Consider the following 19,685-nt stretch of genomic DNA (forward strand, 5'->3'; position numbering starts at 1 on the left):
TGCAATTTATTTATTTGCAGATGCTCTTCTAAGCTTATCATTTATAGCTATCCCTATACCTTTTTCAGGCAAAAATTCTGCCAAAATAAGTTCACTATCCATTTCATCGAGTTCGTGAAGCATATTAAATAAATTACGGGCAGCTTCTAACTCATCTTTTTTCACAGATAAAAGACGTTGGTTGGGGGTAGGAATTGAATCAATATAAGTGTCAAAAGCCAGAATACAAATTTCTTGGTTTTTTGAATTTTTAATGAATTCTTCCAGTTCTTCACGATTAAAGGCAAGTAGTTTTTTTTGTGGGGCATAATGGCTCCTTAGCATGCCTGGGCTTTGGATAGACCTGTCTATATTGTTTTTAATTACTTTAATTCCACATTTTTCTTCTATTTCTTCAGCACTAATTGTACCTGCTCTCAGCAAATAAACTTTTTCTTTATCTATTTTAAGAATAGTTGATTCAATTCCAATTTGACAATTGCCTCCATCAAGTATATAGGGAATCTTCGTGCCAAGTGTTTTCTCAACATGTCCGGGCATTGTTGGGCTGATACTTCCGGAGGCATTTGCACTGGGTGCTGCAAGCGGAAATGGTAATTTGCTGAGTAGCTCTAATGTTAAAGCATGATTTGGAATCCTGACGGCTATGGTGTTTAATCCGGCACTGGTTATTTCAGGTACTGAAGCGGATTTGTCTAATACCAAAGTTAACGGACCCGGCCAGAAAGTTTTGGCAAGTAATTCTGCATTTGGAGGAAAAGTATCAACAATTTCCCGGACTTTATCGATGGAGTTAGTATGCAGGATTAACGGATTAAAAGCAGGCCGGTTTTTAGTTTGGTAAATTTTAAGAACGGCATTTTCATCCAGTCCGTTTGCTGCCAGCCCATAAACTGTCTCTGTTGGAATGGCTACTAACTCACCTTTGATTAAAAGTGAAACAACTTTTTCAATATCCTTACCAATGATGCTCATAATAAAAGAATTACCATATTAATTGAAATACAATTACTTTTTGCTGTCCATCAATTTTTTTAAAGCATACAGTTCATCTCTCAATCTGGCAGCTTCCATAAAGTGAAGTTCTTTAGCAGCTTTTTCCATTTTTCTTTTAGTATTATCCATCATTTTTTTAAGCTGATCTTTATTCATATACTGAACCACAGGGTCTTCGGCAACCAAAGCGACTTCCGGTTTCCCTTTATAGTTTTTATCCCTGTTTAGTGCTCTTATATCCAAAATAGAGCTCTGGCTCATAATTTCTTCTTTAGTTTTTGTGATAGTAGCCGGCTGAATATTATGTTTTCTGTTGTATTCCAATTGTTTTTCTCTACGCCTGTTAGTTTCGTCTATAGTTCTTTGCATAGAACCGGTAACTTTATCTGCATACATCACAACCAGGCCATTGATGTTACGGGCTGCACGACCTGCAATCTGGGTAAGAGATCTTTCAGAGCGTAAAAAGCCTTCTTTGTCGGCGTCTAAAATGGCTACTAAAGATACTTCCGGCAGGTCAAGCCCTTCTCTTAACAGGTTTACCCCAACCAATACATCAAATTTCCCTAATCTTAAGTCACGCAGTATTTCAACTCTTTCCATAGTATCTACTTCAGAGTGTATATACCTGCATTTTATTGAATATCTGGTGAGGTATTTAGTGAGTTCTTCTGCCATTCTTTTTGTTAATGTTGTCACCAGAACCCGTTCGTTGGATTTTATTCTTTCATCTATTTCTTCCAATAAATCATCTATCTGATTAAGGCTGGGTCTGATATCAATCACCGGATCCAATAAACCCGTTGGCCTTACGACCTGTTCAACAATAATACCCTCTGAATCCTGAAGTTCAAAATCAGCCGGAGTAGCACTAACATAAATTATCTGGTTGATTTGATTCTGAAACTCATCAAAATTCAACGGCCTGTTGTCTAAAGCTGAGGGTAATCGAAATCCATAATCAACTAAGTTTCTTTTTCTGGCTCTGTCACCGGCATACATTCCTGTGATTTGGGGAATAGTCACATGACTTTCATCAATAATCATTAAGTAATCATCAGGAAAATAATCCAACAAACAAAATGGCCTTTCACCCGGATTTCTTCTGTCTAAAAATCTCGAATAGTTTTCAATTCCGGAGCAATACCCCAATTCACGCATCATTTCAATGTCAAAATTCACTCTTTCTTCCAGTCTTTTTGCTTCCAAAAACTTATGACTTTCCTTAAAATATTCAATCTGCTCATGCATTTCATCCTGGATTTGGAAAATAGCATTAGTAAGATGATCCTTGGGAGTCATATAGAGATTTGCCGGATAAAGGGCAATGTGTTCCATAGCTTCTAATGTTTTGCCGCTTTCAGGATCAAAACTTTCAATTTCTTCAATATCGTCACCCCAGAAAATAATTCGGTAAGCAAAGTCAGCATATGGCAGAAAAATTTCAACAGTATCTCCGTGTACCTTAAATGTTCCCCGCTTAAATTCAACTCCGGCTCTCGAATATAATGATTCGACCAGTTTATATAAAAATTGGTTTCTATTAATAGTTTGTCCTACCTGCAACCGGATAATCCCATCTTTAAAATCTTTTGGATTACCAATTCCGTAAATACAGGAAACAGAAGCAACTACTAAGATGTCTCTTCTTCCGGAAAGCAAACTTGTACTTGCTTTTAATCTTAATTTTTCGACTTCTTCATTAATGGAAAGATCCTTTTCAATAAAGGTATCTGTAGAAGAAATATATGCCTCAGGTTGATAATAGTCGTAGTAGGAAACAAAATATTCCACAGCATTATCGGGAAAAAAACTTTTAAATTCTCCATATAATTGGGCTACCAAAGTTTTATTGTGGCTAATAATAATAGTGGGGCGTTGAACTTCTTTTATAACATTGGCCATAGTATAAGTCTTGCCGGAACCGGTTACTCCAAGGAGTGTTTGAGCCCTGTCCTTTCGATTCAGCCCTTCTATCAGTTGTTTTATGGCCTCCGGCTGATCCCCGGTAGGCTTATAGTTTGAATGCAGTTTGAATTTCATTACTGGGTTTTCTGGTAAACGTTAACTATGTACAACGACAAAAAATACCTAAATTTATATACGAAGCCGGACAGTAGTTTAAGACTTGCAAATTTACAAACTTAAGTCTCTCTTTTTCATTATACAGGTGGAATAAAATGTGATAAGGTTAAGCTTACTCTAAAAATTTGAGTACTAAAATTTTTGATAGTGGTTAACGAGATTTGATATTTTTCAGAAGGCAATTACCTGAGAAAGCTTCTTTTTCTAAATATTTAATCGGATAACTTGTTAAAACTTTATAACATTTTAATATAATTTCGTTTCTAAAATATAAGTAGTTGCGAAGTCTTATTTTACATTGATTTATTAACTTAAAAAAAGAAGATACCTTTTTTTATCTTTGTAACAAGATTAAAGATGTTTACAGATATTAAGCATGCTTAACTAAATCTAAATTATTTAAATAAAACGGAATATATGAAATTTGAGGACATCGTATCAATAAGTGGAATGCCCGGACTTTTTAAAATTTTAACTAAGCGTCCTGACGGATTAATAGTTGAACCACTCGGAGAAGGGAAATCTAAATTTGTATCTAACAGGGTACATTTTTTCTCTCCATTGGATTCAATTACGATATATACAGAAACGGATAGTTTGGAGTTGGTAAAAGTTTTTCAGGAAATGCAAAAAAAGGAAGGTGAAGTAAAGCCTCCTTCTGCAAAAGACAGCGCTGACAAGCTAAAAGCATATTTTTCGGATGTGGTTCCTGAATATGATAAAGAGCGTGTTTATATCAGTGATATAAAAAAAGTGTTAAAATGGTACGTTGATTTGAAAAAACATAATGTTCCATTTGAATTAGAGGAAACTGCTTCTGAGGCTGAGGATGCAGATAAACCTAAAAAGGAAGAAGACAAAACGGCAAAAGCCAAAAAACCTGCCCAAAAAAAGGTAGAAAAGCCGGTAACAGCAAAAGCTACAAAAGCCAAAAAGAAGCCGGACAATAAAAAGAATAAAGTTTAATTTTCATTAAAAAAATTGAGAAGTATATGTATGACATTATAGAGAAGCCTGTAGATTTCAGATATTTAAAAGAGCTGCCGGACTCCTTAAAATGGGAATATTTTGAACCTTTTTTTAAAGATTTAGAGTCAAGAGATATTAATGACAAGGAATCCTTAGTTCAATTTATAAAAGATTGGAATGAAATAAGTGTTTACTTAGGTGAGGAGGTTCGTTGGGTGTATGTCCAAATGAGTCAGGATACTGAGAATAAAGATGTTAGAGAAAAATTTTCAGATTATCTGACAAATATAGAGCCTAAATTAAGAGAGATAAGTTTCGAGTTAGAGAAAAAATTGTTGTTATCCCCGGCTATTAAAGAATTAGATAATGGGAAGTATGGCATTTTTATCAGAAATGTAAAAAATCAGGTTGAGCTTTACAGAAAAGAAAATCTTGAGTTACAAAAAGATTTAAAGCTGCTTGAAAAAGAATATGGTGTTATTTCCGGTAAAATGACTATTGAGTTAGACGGAAAAGAAGTACCACTTTCTGCCGCTCAAAATAAACTTAAAGATCCGGACAGATCTATTCGGAAAGAGGTATTTGAAAAAGTACAGGGAAGGAGATATCAGGATAAAGAAGAACTGAATTCCTTATTCAATAAGCTTTTAAATCTGAGAGCAGAAATAGCGAAAAATGCCGGTTTTGATAACTTTAGAGATTATAAGTTTAAAAGCATGAATCGTTTTGATTATTCAGCGAAAGACTGCTTTGAATTTCATGATTCTATAGAAGCCTTAATTGTGCCCTTGCTTAAAAAGAATTATGAAGAAAAGAAAGCCGCGCTGAAACTGGATGTTTTTAAACCATATGATTTAGACGTAAACCCGGACGGAAGTGCTCCATCAGTGCCTTTTAAAAGTCAGGATGAGTTGGTTCAGAAGACGGTTAAGTGCATGTCGAAGGTAAATCCTTTCTTTGGAAAATGTCTGCAAAAGATGTCTGACAGAGGGCATTTGGATTTAGAAGGCCGTAAAGGCAAAGCTCCGGGTGGTTTTAATATGTCCCTGCCTAAAACAGGTGGTGCATTTATATTTATGAATGCTTCCGGTTCAGAGAGAGATGTTAGAACCATGTTGCACGAGGCAGGTCATGCAGTGCATTCTTTTTTAATGGATAATCAGCAGTATGATTTTCAGAAAAGTATTCCTTCTGAAGTAGCTGAACTGGCATCTATGTCAATGGAACTGTTTACATTTGATTATTGGGATATCTTTTACAATGATGAAAAGTCATTAAAAAAAGCAAAGAAAAATCAACTGGAAAGTATTTTGCAAATACTACCCTGGGTAGCAACTATTGACTCTTTCCAGCATTGGATTTATACGAATCCCGGTCATACAGATGAAGAGAGAAGTGAGTATTGGTTAAAGTGTTTTAATCGTTTTTCTCCTGATATTGTTGATTGGACCGGTTATGAAAATTATAAAGAAGTTAACTGGCAGAAGCAATTACATTTGTATCAGGTGCCATTTTATTATATTGAATATGCGATGGCTCAGTTAGGAGCGGTAGCTATGTGGAAACAGTACAAGACAAATCCTGAAGAAGCAATCAATAACTATATGAATGCTTTGAGTTTAGGAAACTCCAGAAGTATTCCGGAGCTCTATGAAACCGCCGGAATTAAATTTGATTTCAGCAAAAAGTATCTGGAAGAACTGAAAGATTTTTTACTGGATGAAATTAGTAAATTAAAATAAAAAAAAGGGAGTACCTGATTAGGCACTCCCTTTTTTATTAAAGCTTTTTAGCGAAGCAGGGTAACGTTACCATACTTCTCAACTATCTGACCATTTCCACAAGTTGCTCTTACATGATAAGCGAAAACATCAGCATTTAGCATTATGCCATTATGTCTTCCATCCCAACCCTGGCTCATATCATTCGTTTCAAATAAAAGCTCACCCCAACGGTTGAATATTCTAAAGAAGATAATATCCTGTACTTCTCTTGAGCGAACATAAACTTTATCATTAATCTCATCTCCATTAGGTGTAAATGTATTCGGGACAAAAATATCAGCACCACATTCGGTAATTGTAGTTATGTATAAGCTGTCTCTTGCTACACAACCATATTCATCAGTAACATTAACGTGTACATAGCCATCATTTTCCGCAAAATAAGTTGTTTGAGGGCACTCAGGACAATCAATGTTTTCATATGGCTCCCACTCATAAATCCAACTGTTATTGTTAGGAGTAGCTTGCAAGTCAACAGTTGAGCCGCTGACAACTATCTGGTCATTACCTGCATTTACATGTGGCGGTAAATAAACATTTACAGTAACGCTATGAGTGTCAGGTGCGCAGCTTCCACTGTATACTATAATAGAGTATTCAGTATTTTGAGTAGGGCTGACTACCGGATTTAAAACACCCTGTCCGATTTCTTCAGCAGGTAACCAAACAAAGCCGGTACCTAAACTACTACTGTCTAATATCTCTGCCTGTAATTCAACGCTTTGACCCAGACATATATCATAGTGTTCTGTAACTGATACATCCAATACATCTATAACATTTACTACAACTGCATCCTGATTTGTACAACCGAATTCATTTTCGACTTCCACGAAATAGATATCTTGTCCACTTGCAGTCACTTCTATATCTTCTGTGTTTGCTAAAAGATCGCCGCTAATATTAAACCATGAAAAATGGACAGCTGTTTCAGAGTAAGCTGAAATAATAGTTTCATCATCTTCGCATAGAGTTAAATCCGGAGAAGTTTGAACATCAGGAATTGGATTTACTATAACACTTAAGCTATCCTGTCCAAAACAACCAAATTGATTTATGGCAACTACATTATAAACAGTATTGTAAACAGGACTTACTTCCGGGTTTGGGCAATCAGTACAACTCATCTCAGTACCAACCCAGCTGTAGAAAAGTGCACCATTTGCATCTAAAGTAGCTGTTTCGCCAAGACATATTTCAATATCCGGGCCGGCATCAATTTCCGGTTTAGGGTGAATAACAACCTGAACACTATCTCTAACAATGCAATTTGGTGTGTAATATACTTCAAGTATGTATTGAGTTGTAGAATCAGGTTTAGCAATTACAGTAGTGCAATCTTCACAATTCAAACTTTCTGAAGGGCTCCAGCTGATATCGCCGTCACCATATGCCTGTATAGTTACTTGCTGATCCGGACAAACAGCAAATGGGCCATTTAATATTCCACCGTTAATACTATCTGTAATTACATTAATGTTCTCTACATGAACACATCCGTTATTATCTGTTATTGTTAACTCATAAATACCACCGGATAAATTGAATAAGTCTGTACCATTTTGTCCGTTATCCCAGTTAAATTGATAAGGAGCGTTTCCACCAAAGGCAAAAGTAGTTATATATCCGTCTTTTGCATCCGGGCATGACTCATTTGTTACAGCATATATACTTTCTATAGGTGCTGGTTCTACTATTGGAATGCTATCAGCATTAATTGTACATCCGTTATCATCAACTACTGCCAGGTCATAATAGCCGGGAGTCAATGATAATATGGTAGAATCTGTAGACCCGGTATTCCAAAGATAACTATAAGGCGCTGTTCCACCTCCGGCAAAAGCATAAATTGCTCCGTTATCTTCTCCAAAACATCTTATATCGTGAGTATCAATTGTTAGCTCCAAATCAAGCGGTTCTAGAATCTCTACCTGACTTAAAACAAATTCACACTCATTAGAATCAGTAATAATCACTTCATAAGTCCCGGCAGTAAGATCTATTGCTGTTTCTGTAACCTGTACAGGGCTTGTAAGCCATTCGTAGGTATAAGGACTTGTTCCTCCGCTTGGCAGAACTGTGGCAGAGCCGTCATTTCCACCAAAACAACTTACATCTGTCGTTGAAACAATAGCATCTATAGGTGTCGGTTCGAATATTTCCAAACTTTGAACAGAAATACAATTATTAGCATCTTCAATAGTTACTTCATAGTTACCGGCATATAGATTTGTAACCTGAGGAGTAGTTTGTGGTGGGCTTGTATTCCACAGGTAAGTGTACCCACCTACTCCACCAAAAGCTGTAACGCTTGCAGTTCCATCACTTCCATTGAAGCAGCTCACATCTTCAGTAATCGTGTTTATTGCTATAGAGTCCGGTTGTGAAACTATTGCATTAGCTGATATTAAACAGTTATTTTGATCATTTACAATTACATTATAATTCCCAGCCGGTAAATTAGTTGCAGTAGAATCAGTTTGTGTCGGATTAGTATCCCAAATATATGAATATTGACCGGTGCCCCCTGTTACAGTTGCATTTACTTCACCGTCAAAATATCCAAAGCAGCTCACATCAGCAACCTGAGTACTGATTTCAAGTTCATCCGGTTGATTTATCTCAGCAGTAATTATGGATTCACACATGTTTGAATCTAAAACGCTTACCGTATAAGTACCAATTCCCAAATTAGTTGCTAAAGCTGAATTTTGTACAGGATTGGTATTCCATTCATAGGTATAATTTCCGACCCCACCTATAGCATGAACTTCAGCTGAACCATTTGTTTCACCAAAACATAATACATCTTCAGTTACCAAAGTCAGCGTTATTGAGTCCGGTTGTGTTACTTCTACTGTTCCGGTTGACTCACAAAGTAAACTATCTCTAACGATTACACTATAAAATCCGCTTTCTAACTGTGTTGCAGTAGTAGTATTTTGAGTGGGACTACTTAACCACTCATATGTATAACCTCCATTACCACCATTGGCAATAACACTGGCAGTTCCATTATTTTCTCCAAAGCAAGCAACAGGAGTTGAAGAAAGTTGTAAAACAATTGGATCGGGTTCTGTCAGCTCTATACTCTGTATTTGCTCACAACTGTTTTCATCAGTTACTGTAACATTATAGTGACCTGCCACTAAATTGCTTGCAGTTTGTGTATACTGAGTAGGAATAGAACTCCAGTAATATTGATATCCGGGTGTTCCTCCTACAGGATTTACCGTTATTGAACCATCGCTTTCTCCATTACAACTTACCGGTATGATATCATAATGTATTATTATTGAATCGGGTTGAGAGATTTCTATTGAATCTGTTATTAAACAGTTATTTGCATCTATAGCGGTAAGATTGTACCAACCGGCTGATAATGAATTGATAGAATCACTATTTTGCACCGGATTAGTGTTCCATTGATAAGAATAGGGAGCAGTTCCACCTGATATAATTGTTGATGCAAAACCGTCAGAACCATCAAAACAAGTAACATCTGAAGAAGTAATATCTGAAGTTAAAGGTGCCGGTTCCGTTATTTCTGCCGTCACAGATATTTCACAATTGTTACTGTCTCTAACAATCACTGTATACATATCAGCTGTTAAATTTATGGCAGTTTCTGTAAATTGAGGAGGATTTGTATTCCATTCATAAGTATAATTACCTACACCTCCATTAGCTGAAACAGTTGCCAATCCGTCATTCCCTTCATAACAGCTTACGTTTTCAGTGCTTACTGTAGCTGAAAGAGTATCGGGTTGAAATACTTCAACATCACCACTTATCAAACAGTTATTTCCATCTGTTACTTCAACAGTGTAAGTTCCTGCAAATAAATTTTGTGCAACAGAATCAGTTTGAGGAGGATTTGTCAACCAATTGTATTGATAATTACCCACGCCTCCACTTGCATTGACGGTTGCGGTACCATCATCAAAACCAAAGCAGCTAACATCTGTAGAAGCAAAGCTTAGCTCTAATGGATCCGGTTGGCTAAGAGTTACACTATCAGTCAAAACGCAATTATTTGCATCAGTAACAATCAAAACATAAGTTCCAATCTCTAATTGTGAAATTGAAGACCCTGAAGAAACAGGATTAGTATTCCACTGATAAGTATATGGAGCAGTTCCTCCGGAAATATTTGCATCTATGGATCCATCATTTCCTTCAAAACAACTAATGTTTTCCGAATCAAAAACAACCTCAAGATTATTAGGTTGATTAATTGTGAAGTCAACCGTATGCAAACAATTCATAGAGTCTACAATTGTTACTGAATGGTTGCCGGCTGTCAATCCACTGATAGAGTTACTGTTTATTGTTGAATCAGCACTCCATATAAATGAATAAGGTGATGTTCCACCAAAAGCTGAAATAGAAGCGGTACCGTCACTTCCATTAAAGCAACTAACATCAGTTGTAACCAAATCGTGTGTAATGGCATCCGGTTCTGAAATCGTAATGCTGTCTGTTATCTCACAAGAATTTTCATCTGTTACCAAAACCTGATAAGTGCCGGCTGTTAAATCATTTGCCACTTGTGTTTGCTGAGTTGGGTTGGTGTCCCAACTAAAGCTGTAGCTTGGTGTTCCACCGGAAACTAAAGCAGTTATTTGTCCATCGTTTCCTTCAAAACAACTTACATCTATAGTTTCAAATGCTAAGTTTAAAGGATCCGGTTGGTTGATTTGCAAAGTTGTATCACTAAAGCATCCGTTGCCGTCAGTAACTGTTACTGTATAGCTGCCGATACTAAGGTTAGTTGCTACTGAATCATTTTGTGAAGGATAAGTACTCCATACATAGTCATAACTTCCATTTCCTCCTTGCCCGCTAACGATAGCCATACCATCATTCCCGTCAAAACAGCTTACATCTTTTATACTATCAATGCTTACAAAAGGGACATCATTTATTAGTATGTTGACAGATTCGCTATTGACACAGTTGTTTGCATCAGTAACTATAACAGTATATGTATTGTTATTTACAGGTGCTGCTGTTGGGTTTTGACAATTTAAACAACTTAAAGTTGAATCACTTACCCACTGGTAATTTACTCCTCCGTCTGCAAATAAATCCACAGTTTCTCCCGGGCATATTGCTGTATCCGGACTTATGCTAACGGTTGGAAGCTGATTTACAACTACTTCAATCAGAGCACTGGACTGACAATTGTTTGTGTCTGTTACCACTACTGTATAAGTAGTTGTAGTAGTTGGAAATGCAAAAGGTGATGAAGTGTTACTTCCGATTAGTGAAGCAGAAGGAGACCAATCGTATGATATTCCACCACCGGCATTTAATTGCACAGTGTCTCCCGTACAAATGATTTCATCATTTCCGGTTGTAACTATTGGTAAATCAAGAATTTCAATTTCTCTTGTAAAAACATCCTGACAGCCATTTATATTTGTTACGCTGAGTGTAATTGTATATTGACCTGCAGTGGTATAAGTATGAACCGGGTTCTGGCTGGTAGAAGTTTGTCCGTCACCAAAATCCCATTCCCAGCTTTGTATAGGATGTAAAGAAGTACTTTCGTCAGTAAAAATAACTGTTGCCGGTCTGCAAACTACAGAATCCGATTTTGAAAAATCAGCTACCGGTCCCGGATCAACTTCTAAGAAAGCAGGCAATGTCAAGGTATCGCTGCAAATATCATTTGCTACATATAGGGTAACGTCATAAACTCCGGCTGCACCATAATTATGTACAGGTGAAAAACTATTAGATGTATTGCCGTCTCCAAAGTGCCATTCCACATAGTTTAGAGCCGGTTCAGATGTTGTAAGGTTTCCAAAATATACATCTCCGGGCTCACATAATAAATTAGAATTTGAAGTAAAATCAGGCTGAATAGTTCCAACAACTATTGAATCCGGGCTTGGAACAGAAAACTGACAACCAATTCCATTATCAAGTATCAATACCGGATAAAAAACACCCGGATTTGTATAAGTATGCGTAGTAGTAGAGTCTGATGATGATGTTACACTTCCATCTCCAAAATCCCAGGTATAAAAAGCCGTATTTTCAGAAGTTGCTTCAAAATTCACTTCCAAATCTGTACAACCAATATTTACATCAAAAACAAATTCTCCAAGAGGACCGTTAATTACCGTTTGTTCCGGAATAAAAATAGTATCAGTACATCCAAACTCACTGGTTACTATTAAAGTCAAATCGAATCCTCCGGGTAAAGTATAGATGTGCGAAGGGTCTTGCATATTACTTCCACTACCATCTCCAAAATCCCATTGCCATTGATTTACAAAGCCTGTGGAAGCATCTTCAAAATTCACCAATAAAGGTGGACAAGTTGCAAAATTTGTATCGGCCACGAATCCGGCTACAGGATCTTCAATCCAGACGTAGTCATCGTAAGTAATAGTACTGTCGCAACCATTTTCATCAGTTACGGTAAGTGAAACGCTAAAAAAGCCTTCAGTTAAGTAGCTGTGAACCGGGTTTTCGTCAGTACTGGTATTTCCATCTCCAAAGTCCCAAAACCAGCTTAGCCCGTTACCGGTAGATTGATTGTTAAAGCTCACAGGGGCTCCGGTACAAGAAATGGTGTCACCGGTAAAAGCCGGAGAAGGAAATGTTACTTCTATTAAGTCCGGGTATGTTATGTTATTCACACAACCATTGTCATCTTCAACTTCCAGTGTTACCGTAAAAACTCCGTTTTGTGTATACGTGTGAGAAGTATTTTCACCACTACCTGTATTTCCGTCTCCAAAATCCCAGTTGTAACTTAAAACATTACCTCCAAAATTTAATGTAGAGCTCTCAAAATCAACTTCAAGAGGCCTGCAACCAACCAGAGGGTCGGCAGTAAAATCTACCTGTGTACCTAATACGGTAACATATTCTTCAATGATTAAAGTGTCAGTACAACCATTAACATCTTCTATGATAAGCGATACATCATAAACACCCGGTGTATTATAGATAAAGTTAGGGTTTTGTTGGTTTGATGTTATGCCACCGCTTGTCCATGTCCAGTTATTTGCATCTGTAGAACTATCTGTGAATTGAACATTCAGAGGAGCGCAGCCAATAAGAGGATCCCCGGAAAAATTAGCCTCGGGATCTGTTATGGTCACCGACATGCTGTAGGTGTCTTCACAGCCTGAAGGTATATGTTCGACAGTTAAACTAATAGTATAATTGCCTGTAGATGCATAAGTATGCGTAGGGTTTTGGTCAGTACTTGTATTTCCGTCACCGAAATCCCAGAACCAGGTATCAGGAGCCAGGGATAAATCATTAAACTCTATGAAGTAAGGAGTATCACAACTTCTCACAATTTCAAATTCTGCCCTTGGCGGTGCAATGTAAATGTAATCCGGAATGATAAGTGTATCCGGACAGCCTAAATTATATGTTATTAAGCTGACATCAAAGGATCCGGTATCATTATATGTATAGGTTGGGTTTTGATCCCATGACGTACCGCCATCTCCAAATTGCCAAAACCATTGATCTCCAACGTTAGATAAATCAGTAAAACTGATAGGATCTTCAAGGCATGCTTGAGTAGGAGTACCTACAAAATCAACAATTGGTGGCTCACCTACCATGATATAATCTGCAATAGTAATTGTATCTGAACAACCTAAATCATTCATAACAATTAAACTAACGTCATAGATACCCTCATCTTCATAAGTATGAAGAGGGTTTTGAGCAGTGCTTGTATTTCCATCGCCAAAATCCCATATCCATGAGGTTGCCGCCGGGTTTATGTTTGATAAGTCTGTGAACTGAACATCTAAAGGTATACAACCTTGTGTCGTATCAGAGGTGAAATTTGCAACCGGATCCTCAATGTTTATATAGTCAGGCAGCGTTAAAGTTTGGCTACAACCATTGATGTCAGTAACTTCTAAAGTAACATTAAAGCTTCCGAACTGCTGATATGTATGAGTTGGATTTTCTTGTGTGGATGTGTTGCCGTCTCCAAAATTCCATTGATAATCGACAATGTCAGGAGTGTGATTGGTAAATCCAACCTGAAAAGGAGTACTGCAAAAATCTGTTTCATCGGCACTAAAATCAACAATAGGTGATGGCAAAACATTTATGTAAGTAGTTTTGGTCTCGATTCCATAACAACCAAGTGAATTCCATGCTTGTAGTGATATCGTATAAAATCCCGGGCTGGTAAATACTTTAGTTGGATTTTGAAGACTACTGCTAGTCCCATCTCCAAAGTCCCAGTTCCACGAAGTTGTAGATGAACTGCTTGTATTATTAAATTGAATTGATTGACCTTCACAAGCAGTAGTGTTAGTAACGTTAAAATCAACATCTATTGGCTCTATGTTGATGTAGTCATAGTATGTAATCTGATTGGAGCAGCCATTATTATCTGTAACCGTTAGAGTTACATCGTAATTGCCAAATTGATTGTATGTATTAGTAGGCGTTGGATCGGATGATGTATCTCCATTTCCAAAATCCCATTCAAAAGTATAATTTGATATGGGGGATATATTTGGTGTAAACTGTACTTCATGTGGTATTAGACAAGAGTTTGGTTCGTCAGCTGTGAAATTAGCATCAGGAAGCGGACTAACTTGTATATAATTACTGAAAGTTCTTTCATGTCTGCAACCATTGGCATCAACTGTTACTAATGTTACATGATAACTGCCGGAAGAAGTGTAAGTATGAGTTGGGTTTTGTTGATTGCTGGAGCTTCCGTCTCCAAAGTTCCAGTTGTAGGTTGTAATAGGTGCTGACCCTACTGTTGTGAGGTCTGAAAAGTTTACTGTAAGTGGAGCGCAGCCTGATAAAACATCTGCTTCAAAGTTAACATTAGGATTTTCAAAAACAGTTATGTAATTTGGCCTGACTAAGGTGTCGAAATTAGTGCCATCACTTACAACCAGTGTAACATCATAGGTCCCCGGAGTTATGTAAACAGCCCCCGGGTTCTGTTGAAGAGATTGATTGCCATTGCCAAAAAACCATCTTTGATAAGTGATATTTCCGGTTGATTGGTTATTAAACTGTACAACCAGCGGACTACAATCTTGGGTATTATTAGCAGTAAAGTCAGCAACAACTTGTGCTTCTGACAGTCCTACAAATAGTAAGAAAGATATTAAAAAGGTGTAAAAATTTCGAACCATATTGCTTTCTTTAGGCCTTTTTATACGTGAAAAATATAAATTTGTTCGGAAGTTTGTTCCTTAAAAATATCAAGTTGATAGTCAGTGCCAGGAAGTTATTTTCTAATATTGTAAATGATTTTTTTTAATAAAGCTGCTCCGATAAATGGAATTTGAAATACAGAAAAATGTGTCACTCAAAGAGTTTAATACCTTTGGTATAGATGTCAAGGCTAAGTATTTTGTGACTTTGACAGAATTAAAGCAATTGAAAGACTTGTATGAATCGAAGTATTGGTCTGTAAAACCGCGTATGATATTAGGTGGAGGAAGTAATATTCTTTTCTTAAACGATTTTGAGGGTTTGGTCGTAAAGGTTGATTTGAAAGGAATAGAAATTTCAGAAACAGACTCTCCTACAGTTTATATAAAAGCAGGTGCAGGTGAAAACTGGCATAATCTAGTAGAATTTGCTATACAAAAAGGCTTAGCAGGAATAGAAAATCTTTCTTTAATACCCGGACAGGTTGGCGCTGCTCCCATGCAAAATATCGGAGCCTATGGAGTTGAACTGGAAAGTTGTTTTGTTGATTTAGAAGCATTTGATATGGAAAATGGAACCTTTGTTACTTTTGATAAGGAAGCTTGTAAATTCGGTTACCGGGAATCTGTATTTAAAAATGTCTATAAAAACAGGTTTATAATCACTTCTGTTAGGCTTAAGTTAAGCAAAGTGCCTTCGTTTAAGTTAGATTACGGGGCTATAAAAGAAACGCTAAATGAAATGCAGGTAGAAGAAATTTCAATTAAAAAAATAAGTGATGCAGTCATTAAAATCAGACAATCAAAGTTACCTGACCCGGCTGTTTTGCATAATGCCGGCAGCTTTTTTAAGAACCCTCTGGTAGAGGATGAAAAATTCAAAAAGCTGATAAAACAATTTCCGGATATGCCTTATTATGAAGCAGAAAAAAATCTGAAAAAAATACCTGCCGGTTGGCTTATTGATAATGCCGGTTTGAAGGGATATCGGAAAAAATCTGTGGGAATTCATCAAAAGCAAGCCTTAGTGATTGTGAACTACGGGGGTGCAGAAGGAAAAGAAGTATTTGATTTTTCGCAATTTATCGTAGATGAAATCAAAGCAAAATATGGTATCAAACTTGAAAGAGAAGTGAATATAGTTGAATGAATACTTAAATACTCTTCAAAATATTTTTAATCAAAGCCGGTCCTTCATAAACAAAGCCACTATATACCTGAATTAAATCTGCACCACAATCAATTTTCTTTTTTGCATCTGTTCCGTTTAAGATTCCACCTACTCCAATAATCGTTTTATCCGGGCTCAAACGACTTCTTAATTTTTCGGTAATTTCGTTAGACTTTTCTAATAAAGGTTTTCCACTTAATCCACCCATACCAATTTCGTCAGACTTTTGTTGTTCAATCAGATTCGATTTGTCAATAGTCGTATTAGTTGCAATTATTCCCTGTATATCTACCGAACCGACAATGTCAATGATATCATTAAATTGAGTATCATTTAAATCAGGAGCAATTTTTAAAAAAATGGGTTTTGGTGTTTTTTTATGATTCAGCGTATTAACTTCTGATAAAATTCTGGTTAAAGGTTCTTTGTCTTGCAATTCTCTTAAACCGGGAGTGTTTGGGGAACTTACGTTCACAGTAAAGTAATCTACATATGGATATAGTTTTTCAAAACAATAGAGATAATCCTGAACTGCATTTTCGTTGGGGGTGTCTTTGTTCTTCCCGATATTTCCACCAATAATTTTATCCTCAAATTTATTTCTCCATTTTTTCAGATTTAAAACAGCAGCATCTACACCGGCATTGTTGAAACCCATTCTGTTTACAATTGCCCGGTCTTTTTTTAACCGAAATAGTCTTGGCTTAGGGTTTCCCTGCTGAGGTCGTGGAGTTAAGGTTCCGACTTCTATAAATCCAAAGCCTAATTTAAATAACCAGGGAAAATAAAGAGCATCCTTGTCAAAACCCGCTGCGAGTCCAAGCCTGTTTGGAAAGTTCAACCCACAAACCTCAATCGGATTGTAAGTCAAATTTTTATTAGGTGCACCTATGAGGCTAAGTCCGCCCGGTACAGAGGAAGCAATTTTTAAAGCTTTTAAAGCTACATTGTGAGCATCTTCCGCATCCAGCTTAAAAAGTATAGAACGAAGCAGTGATTTATACATCAATAAATTCTTTCAGTAAACATAATGTGCAAATTTAAAAAATAAGTTCTCTAATTTTTGCTTACATTTAAAAACGATTGTGCTATTATTAAATTAACCGGCTAAATGACGTTTGTTCTTTTTATTTTAGCATTACAAACAGTAAATCTAATGACAAATTCAGGGAAGCAGATTCCGTTAGCCGAAAGATTACGTCCCGATACAATTGATATGTTCAGAGGGCAGCAGCATTTAGTGGGTAAAGGGAAAGTGATTCGGAACATGATAGAGGCCGGAAAAATTCAGTCGATGATACTTTGGGGACCGCCGGGCTCAGGAAAAACAACTTTAGCGAGTTTACTGGCAAATCATTTATCCATGCCTTTTTACAAACTATCTGCTATTCGTTCCGGGGTGAAAGAGGTAAGAGAAATAATTGATAAAGCTAAAGACGGAAGCATTATTTTATTTTTAGATGAAATTCATCGTTTTAACAAATCGCAGCAAGATGCCCTTTTGGGAAGTGTAGAAAATGGCAGCCTCATTTTAATCGGAGCGACAACTGAAAACCCTTCTTTTGAAGTAAATTCAGCACTTTTATCCAGATGTCAGGTATATACTTTACAAGCTTTGGATGAGAGTGTTTTAACAGAAATTTTAAATCATGCCATTCAGAATGATGAAGTTTTAAAAAATAAAAACATTGAAGTACAAGAAACTGCTGCACTATTCCAATTGTCGGGTGGGGATGCCCGAAAATTATTGAATTTATTGGAAATTATCGTTGAACATAGTAGAGAGAAAGTGGTAATTACCAATGAACAAACGCAAAAAATAGCTCAGCAAAATATGCTCAGGTATGATAAAGACGGTGAGCAGCATTATGATATAATTTCTGCTTTTATCAAGTCAATGCGTGGTAGCGACCCGAATGCATCTGTTTACTGGTTGGCCAGAATGATTGCCGGTGGTGAAGATCCAAAGTTTATAGCCAGAAGAATGTTGATTTTTTCATCAGAAGATATTGGTAATGCAAATCCAACGGCTATGATTTTAGCTAATAACTGTTTTCAGGCGGTACAGGTTATTGGTTACCCGGAGTGTCGCCTGGTTTTGTCACAAACGGCAATTTACCTCGCTCTTTCACCTAAAAGTAATGCTTCGTATATGGCAATTAATGCTGCTGAAAAGCTGGTGCATAATACCGGTAACCTATCAGTACCATTGCATTTGAGAAATGCTCCCACTAAATTGATGAAAGATTTGAATTATAGTAAAGGCTATAAGTACCCGCATGATTTTAAAGATAATTTTGTGTTTGAAGAGTACCTGCCTGAAGAACTGAAAGGGAAAACTTTTTATAATCCTCAGAATAATGCAAAAGAAAACAGTTTTCGAAATTGGTTGAAAAAGCTTTGGAATAAAAAGTATAACTACTGATTTTCTTATATTTGGATACAAATAACAATTAATGAGAGCATTTTTAAACGATAATATTAATAAAGCTTGGGAATTTCTAAATGAACCGCTATTTAAATTAGGCAGTACAGAGATTACATTTATTTTTTCTGTTTACCTTTTAGTTGTTATATTCCTGATATTTTATGTCTCTAAAAAATTATCAGAATTACTAAGAGACAAAATTCTTACAAAATATAATGTTGAGTTAGGAGTCAGAGAGGCAATTAGCACCATTTTTAGATACTTTTTTGTTTTTATAGCTTTTATCGTTATTGTTCAGGCTTCAGGCATAGATTTGAGTGCATTAACAATACTTGCCGGAGCTTTGGGAGTAGGTATTGGTTTTGGTCTGCAGTCAATCACCAATAATTTTGTAAGTGGACTAATTATTTTGTTTGAAAGGCCTATCAAAGTTGGAGATAGAATTGAAGTAGGGGATACTTACGGTGATGTAGCACAAATATCTGCCCGCTCTACAACGATTTTAACTAATGACAATATTTCTATTATAGTCCCAAACTCAAAATTCATTGAAAATGAAGTTATAAACTGGAGTCATAATGACAGGATAATTAGATTTAAAGTGCCTGTGGGAGTGAGTTATAGCAGTGATGTAAACTTAGTGAAGAAAATTTTACTGGAAGTTGCTGATGAACATGATGCCGTACTTAAAAATCCACCACCCAGTGTTCAGTTTTTAGAGTTTAATGATAGTAGTCTTGATTTTATACTATTGGTTTGGACGGAAAAAGCCATAAAAAGAAGGTCCCGACTTACAAGTGATCTCAATTTTGCAATTTTTAAGAAATTTGCGGAGCATGGAGTAGAAATCCCTTTCCCACAACGTGACCTGCATATCAAATCCGGATTTAAAGATGCTGTAGCTAAAAATCAAGATTGAAATCAAGAATTTTTTCTTTAGGAATAAAGTCTCCCGGTTCTGTGTAGTTCCATTTCAAAAAAATGCTGCAATTTTTAAATTATTGTTATATTGAATATAGTAAGCTTTATAAATATAACACAGATTTTGTATCTTTACACAATGGCAATATATC

At 36.4% G+C, this 19,685-nt stretch carries 9 protein-coding genes; 5 read left to right on the top strand and 4 right to left on the bottom strand.

Annotated features, from left to right (window positions below; genetic code table 11):
• Nucleotides 1-6 precede the first annotated feature (6 nt).
• Nucleotides 7-975 (bottom strand): threonylcarbamoyl-AMP synthase, encoded by a 969-nt coding sequence (locus EA412_02665; GenBank protein ID TVR81550.1) that lies wholly within the window; start codon nt 973-975, stop codon nt 7-9.
• A 33-nt stretch (nt 976-1,008) separates the two neighbouring features.
• The gene (uvrB, locus tag EA412_02670) at nt 1,009-3,039 is read right to left on the bottom strand and encodes an excinuclease ABC subunit UvrB (GenBank protein TVR81551.1); all 2,031 of its coding nucleotides are present in this window, start codon (nt 3,037-3,039) and stop codon (nt 1,009-1,011) included.
• A gap of 459 nt (nt 3,040-3,498) precedes the next feature.
• On the opposite strand from uvrB, the gene EA412_02675 reads away from it, so the two are divergent.
• Nucleotides 3,499-4,047: a hypothetical protein gene (locus EA412_02675; protein ID TVR81552.1), complete on the top strand. Its 549-nt coding sequence runs from the start codon at nt 3,499-3,501 to the stop codon at nt 4,045-4,047.
• A 26-nt stretch (nt 4,048-4,073) separates the two neighbouring features.
• Nucleotides 4,074-5,792: a M3 family oligoendopeptidase gene (locus tag EA412_02680; GenBank protein TVR81553.1), complete on the top strand. Its 1,719-nt coding sequence runs from the start codon at nt 4,074-4,076 to the stop codon at nt 5,790-5,792.
• Between the two features lie 47 nt (nt 5,793-5,839).
• Here EA412_02680 and EA412_02685 read toward each other — a convergent pair whose 3' ends face one another.
• Entirely contained in the window at nt 5,840-14,992 is a 9,153-nt protein-coding gene (locus tag EA412_02685; GenBank protein TVR81554.1) for a PKD domain-containing protein, read from the bottom strand.
• Nucleotides 14,993-15,137: 145 nt separating this feature from the next.
• Here EA412_02685 and EA412_02690 point away from each other — a divergent pair, with 145 nt between their 5' ends.
• Nucleotides 15,138-16,163: a UDP-N-acetylmuramate dehydrogenase gene (locus tag EA412_02690; protein TVR81555.1), complete on the top strand. Its 1,026-nt coding sequence runs from the start codon at nt 15,138-15,140 to the stop codon at nt 16,161-16,163.
• 4 nt (nt 16,164-16,167) lie between these two features.
• Here the strand turns inward: EA412_02690 and EA412_02695 are convergent, their stop codons facing one another.
• Entirely contained in the window at nt 16,168-17,190 is a 1,023-nt protein-coding gene (locus tag EA412_02695; protein ID TVR81556.1) for a quinone-dependent dihydroorotate dehydrogenase, read from the bottom strand.
• A 150-nt stretch (nt 17,191-17,340) separates the two neighbouring features.
• On the opposite strand from EA412_02695, the gene EA412_02700 reads away from it, so the two are divergent.
• Nucleotides 17,341-18,609, top strand: a complete 1,269-nt coding sequence (locus EA412_02700; GenBank protein ID TVR81557.1) for a replication-associated recombination protein A — start codon at nt 17,341-17,343, stop codon at nt 18,607-18,609.
• A gap of 31 nt (nt 18,610-18,640) precedes the next feature.
• Nucleotides 18,641-19,531 (top strand): mechanosensitive ion channel family protein, encoded by an 891-nt coding sequence (locus tag EA412_02705; protein TVR81558.1) that lies wholly within the window; start codon nt 18,641-18,643, stop codon nt 19,529-19,531.
• Nucleotides 19,532-19,685 lie beyond the last annotated feature (154 nt).

It is taken from the genome of Chitinophagaceae bacterium, from assembly GCA_007695095.1.
Classification (GTDB): domain Bacteria; phylum Bacteroidota; class Bacteroidia; order Chitinophagales; family REEL01; genus REEL01.

Coding starts and splice junctions, on each gene's coding strand:
- EA412_02665 (TVR81550.1), bottom strand. CDS start 975: ATGAGCATCATTGGTAAGGATATTGAAAAAGTTGTTTCACTTTTAATC.
- uvrB (TVR81551.1), bottom strand. CDS start 3,039: ATGAAATTCAAACTGCATTCAAACTATAAGCCTACCGGGGATCAGCCG.
- EA412_02675 (TVR81552.1), top strand. CDS start 3,499: ATGAAATTTGAGGACATCGTATCAATAAGTGGAATGCCCGGACTTTTT.
- EA412_02680 (TVR81553.1), top strand. CDS start 4,074: ATGTATGACATTATAGAGAAGCCTGTAGATTTCAGATATTTAAAAGAG.
- EA412_02685 (TVR81554.1), bottom strand. CDS start 14,992: ATGGTTCGAAATTTTTACACCTTTTTAATATCTTTCTTACTATTTGTA.
- EA412_02690 (TVR81555.1), top strand. CDS start 15,138: ATGGAATTTGAAATACAGAAAAATGTGTCACTCAAAGAGTTTAATACC.
- EA412_02695 (TVR81556.1), bottom strand. CDS start 17,190: ATGTATAAATCACTGCTTCGTTCTATACTTTTTAAGCTGGATGCGGAA.
- EA412_02700 (TVR81557.1), top strand. CDS start 17,341: ATGACAAATTCAGGGAAGCAGATTCCGTTAGCCGAAAGATTACGTCCC.
- EA412_02705 (TVR81558.1), top strand. CDS start 18,641: ATGAGAGCATTTTTAAACGATAATATTAATAAAGCTTGGGAATTTCTA.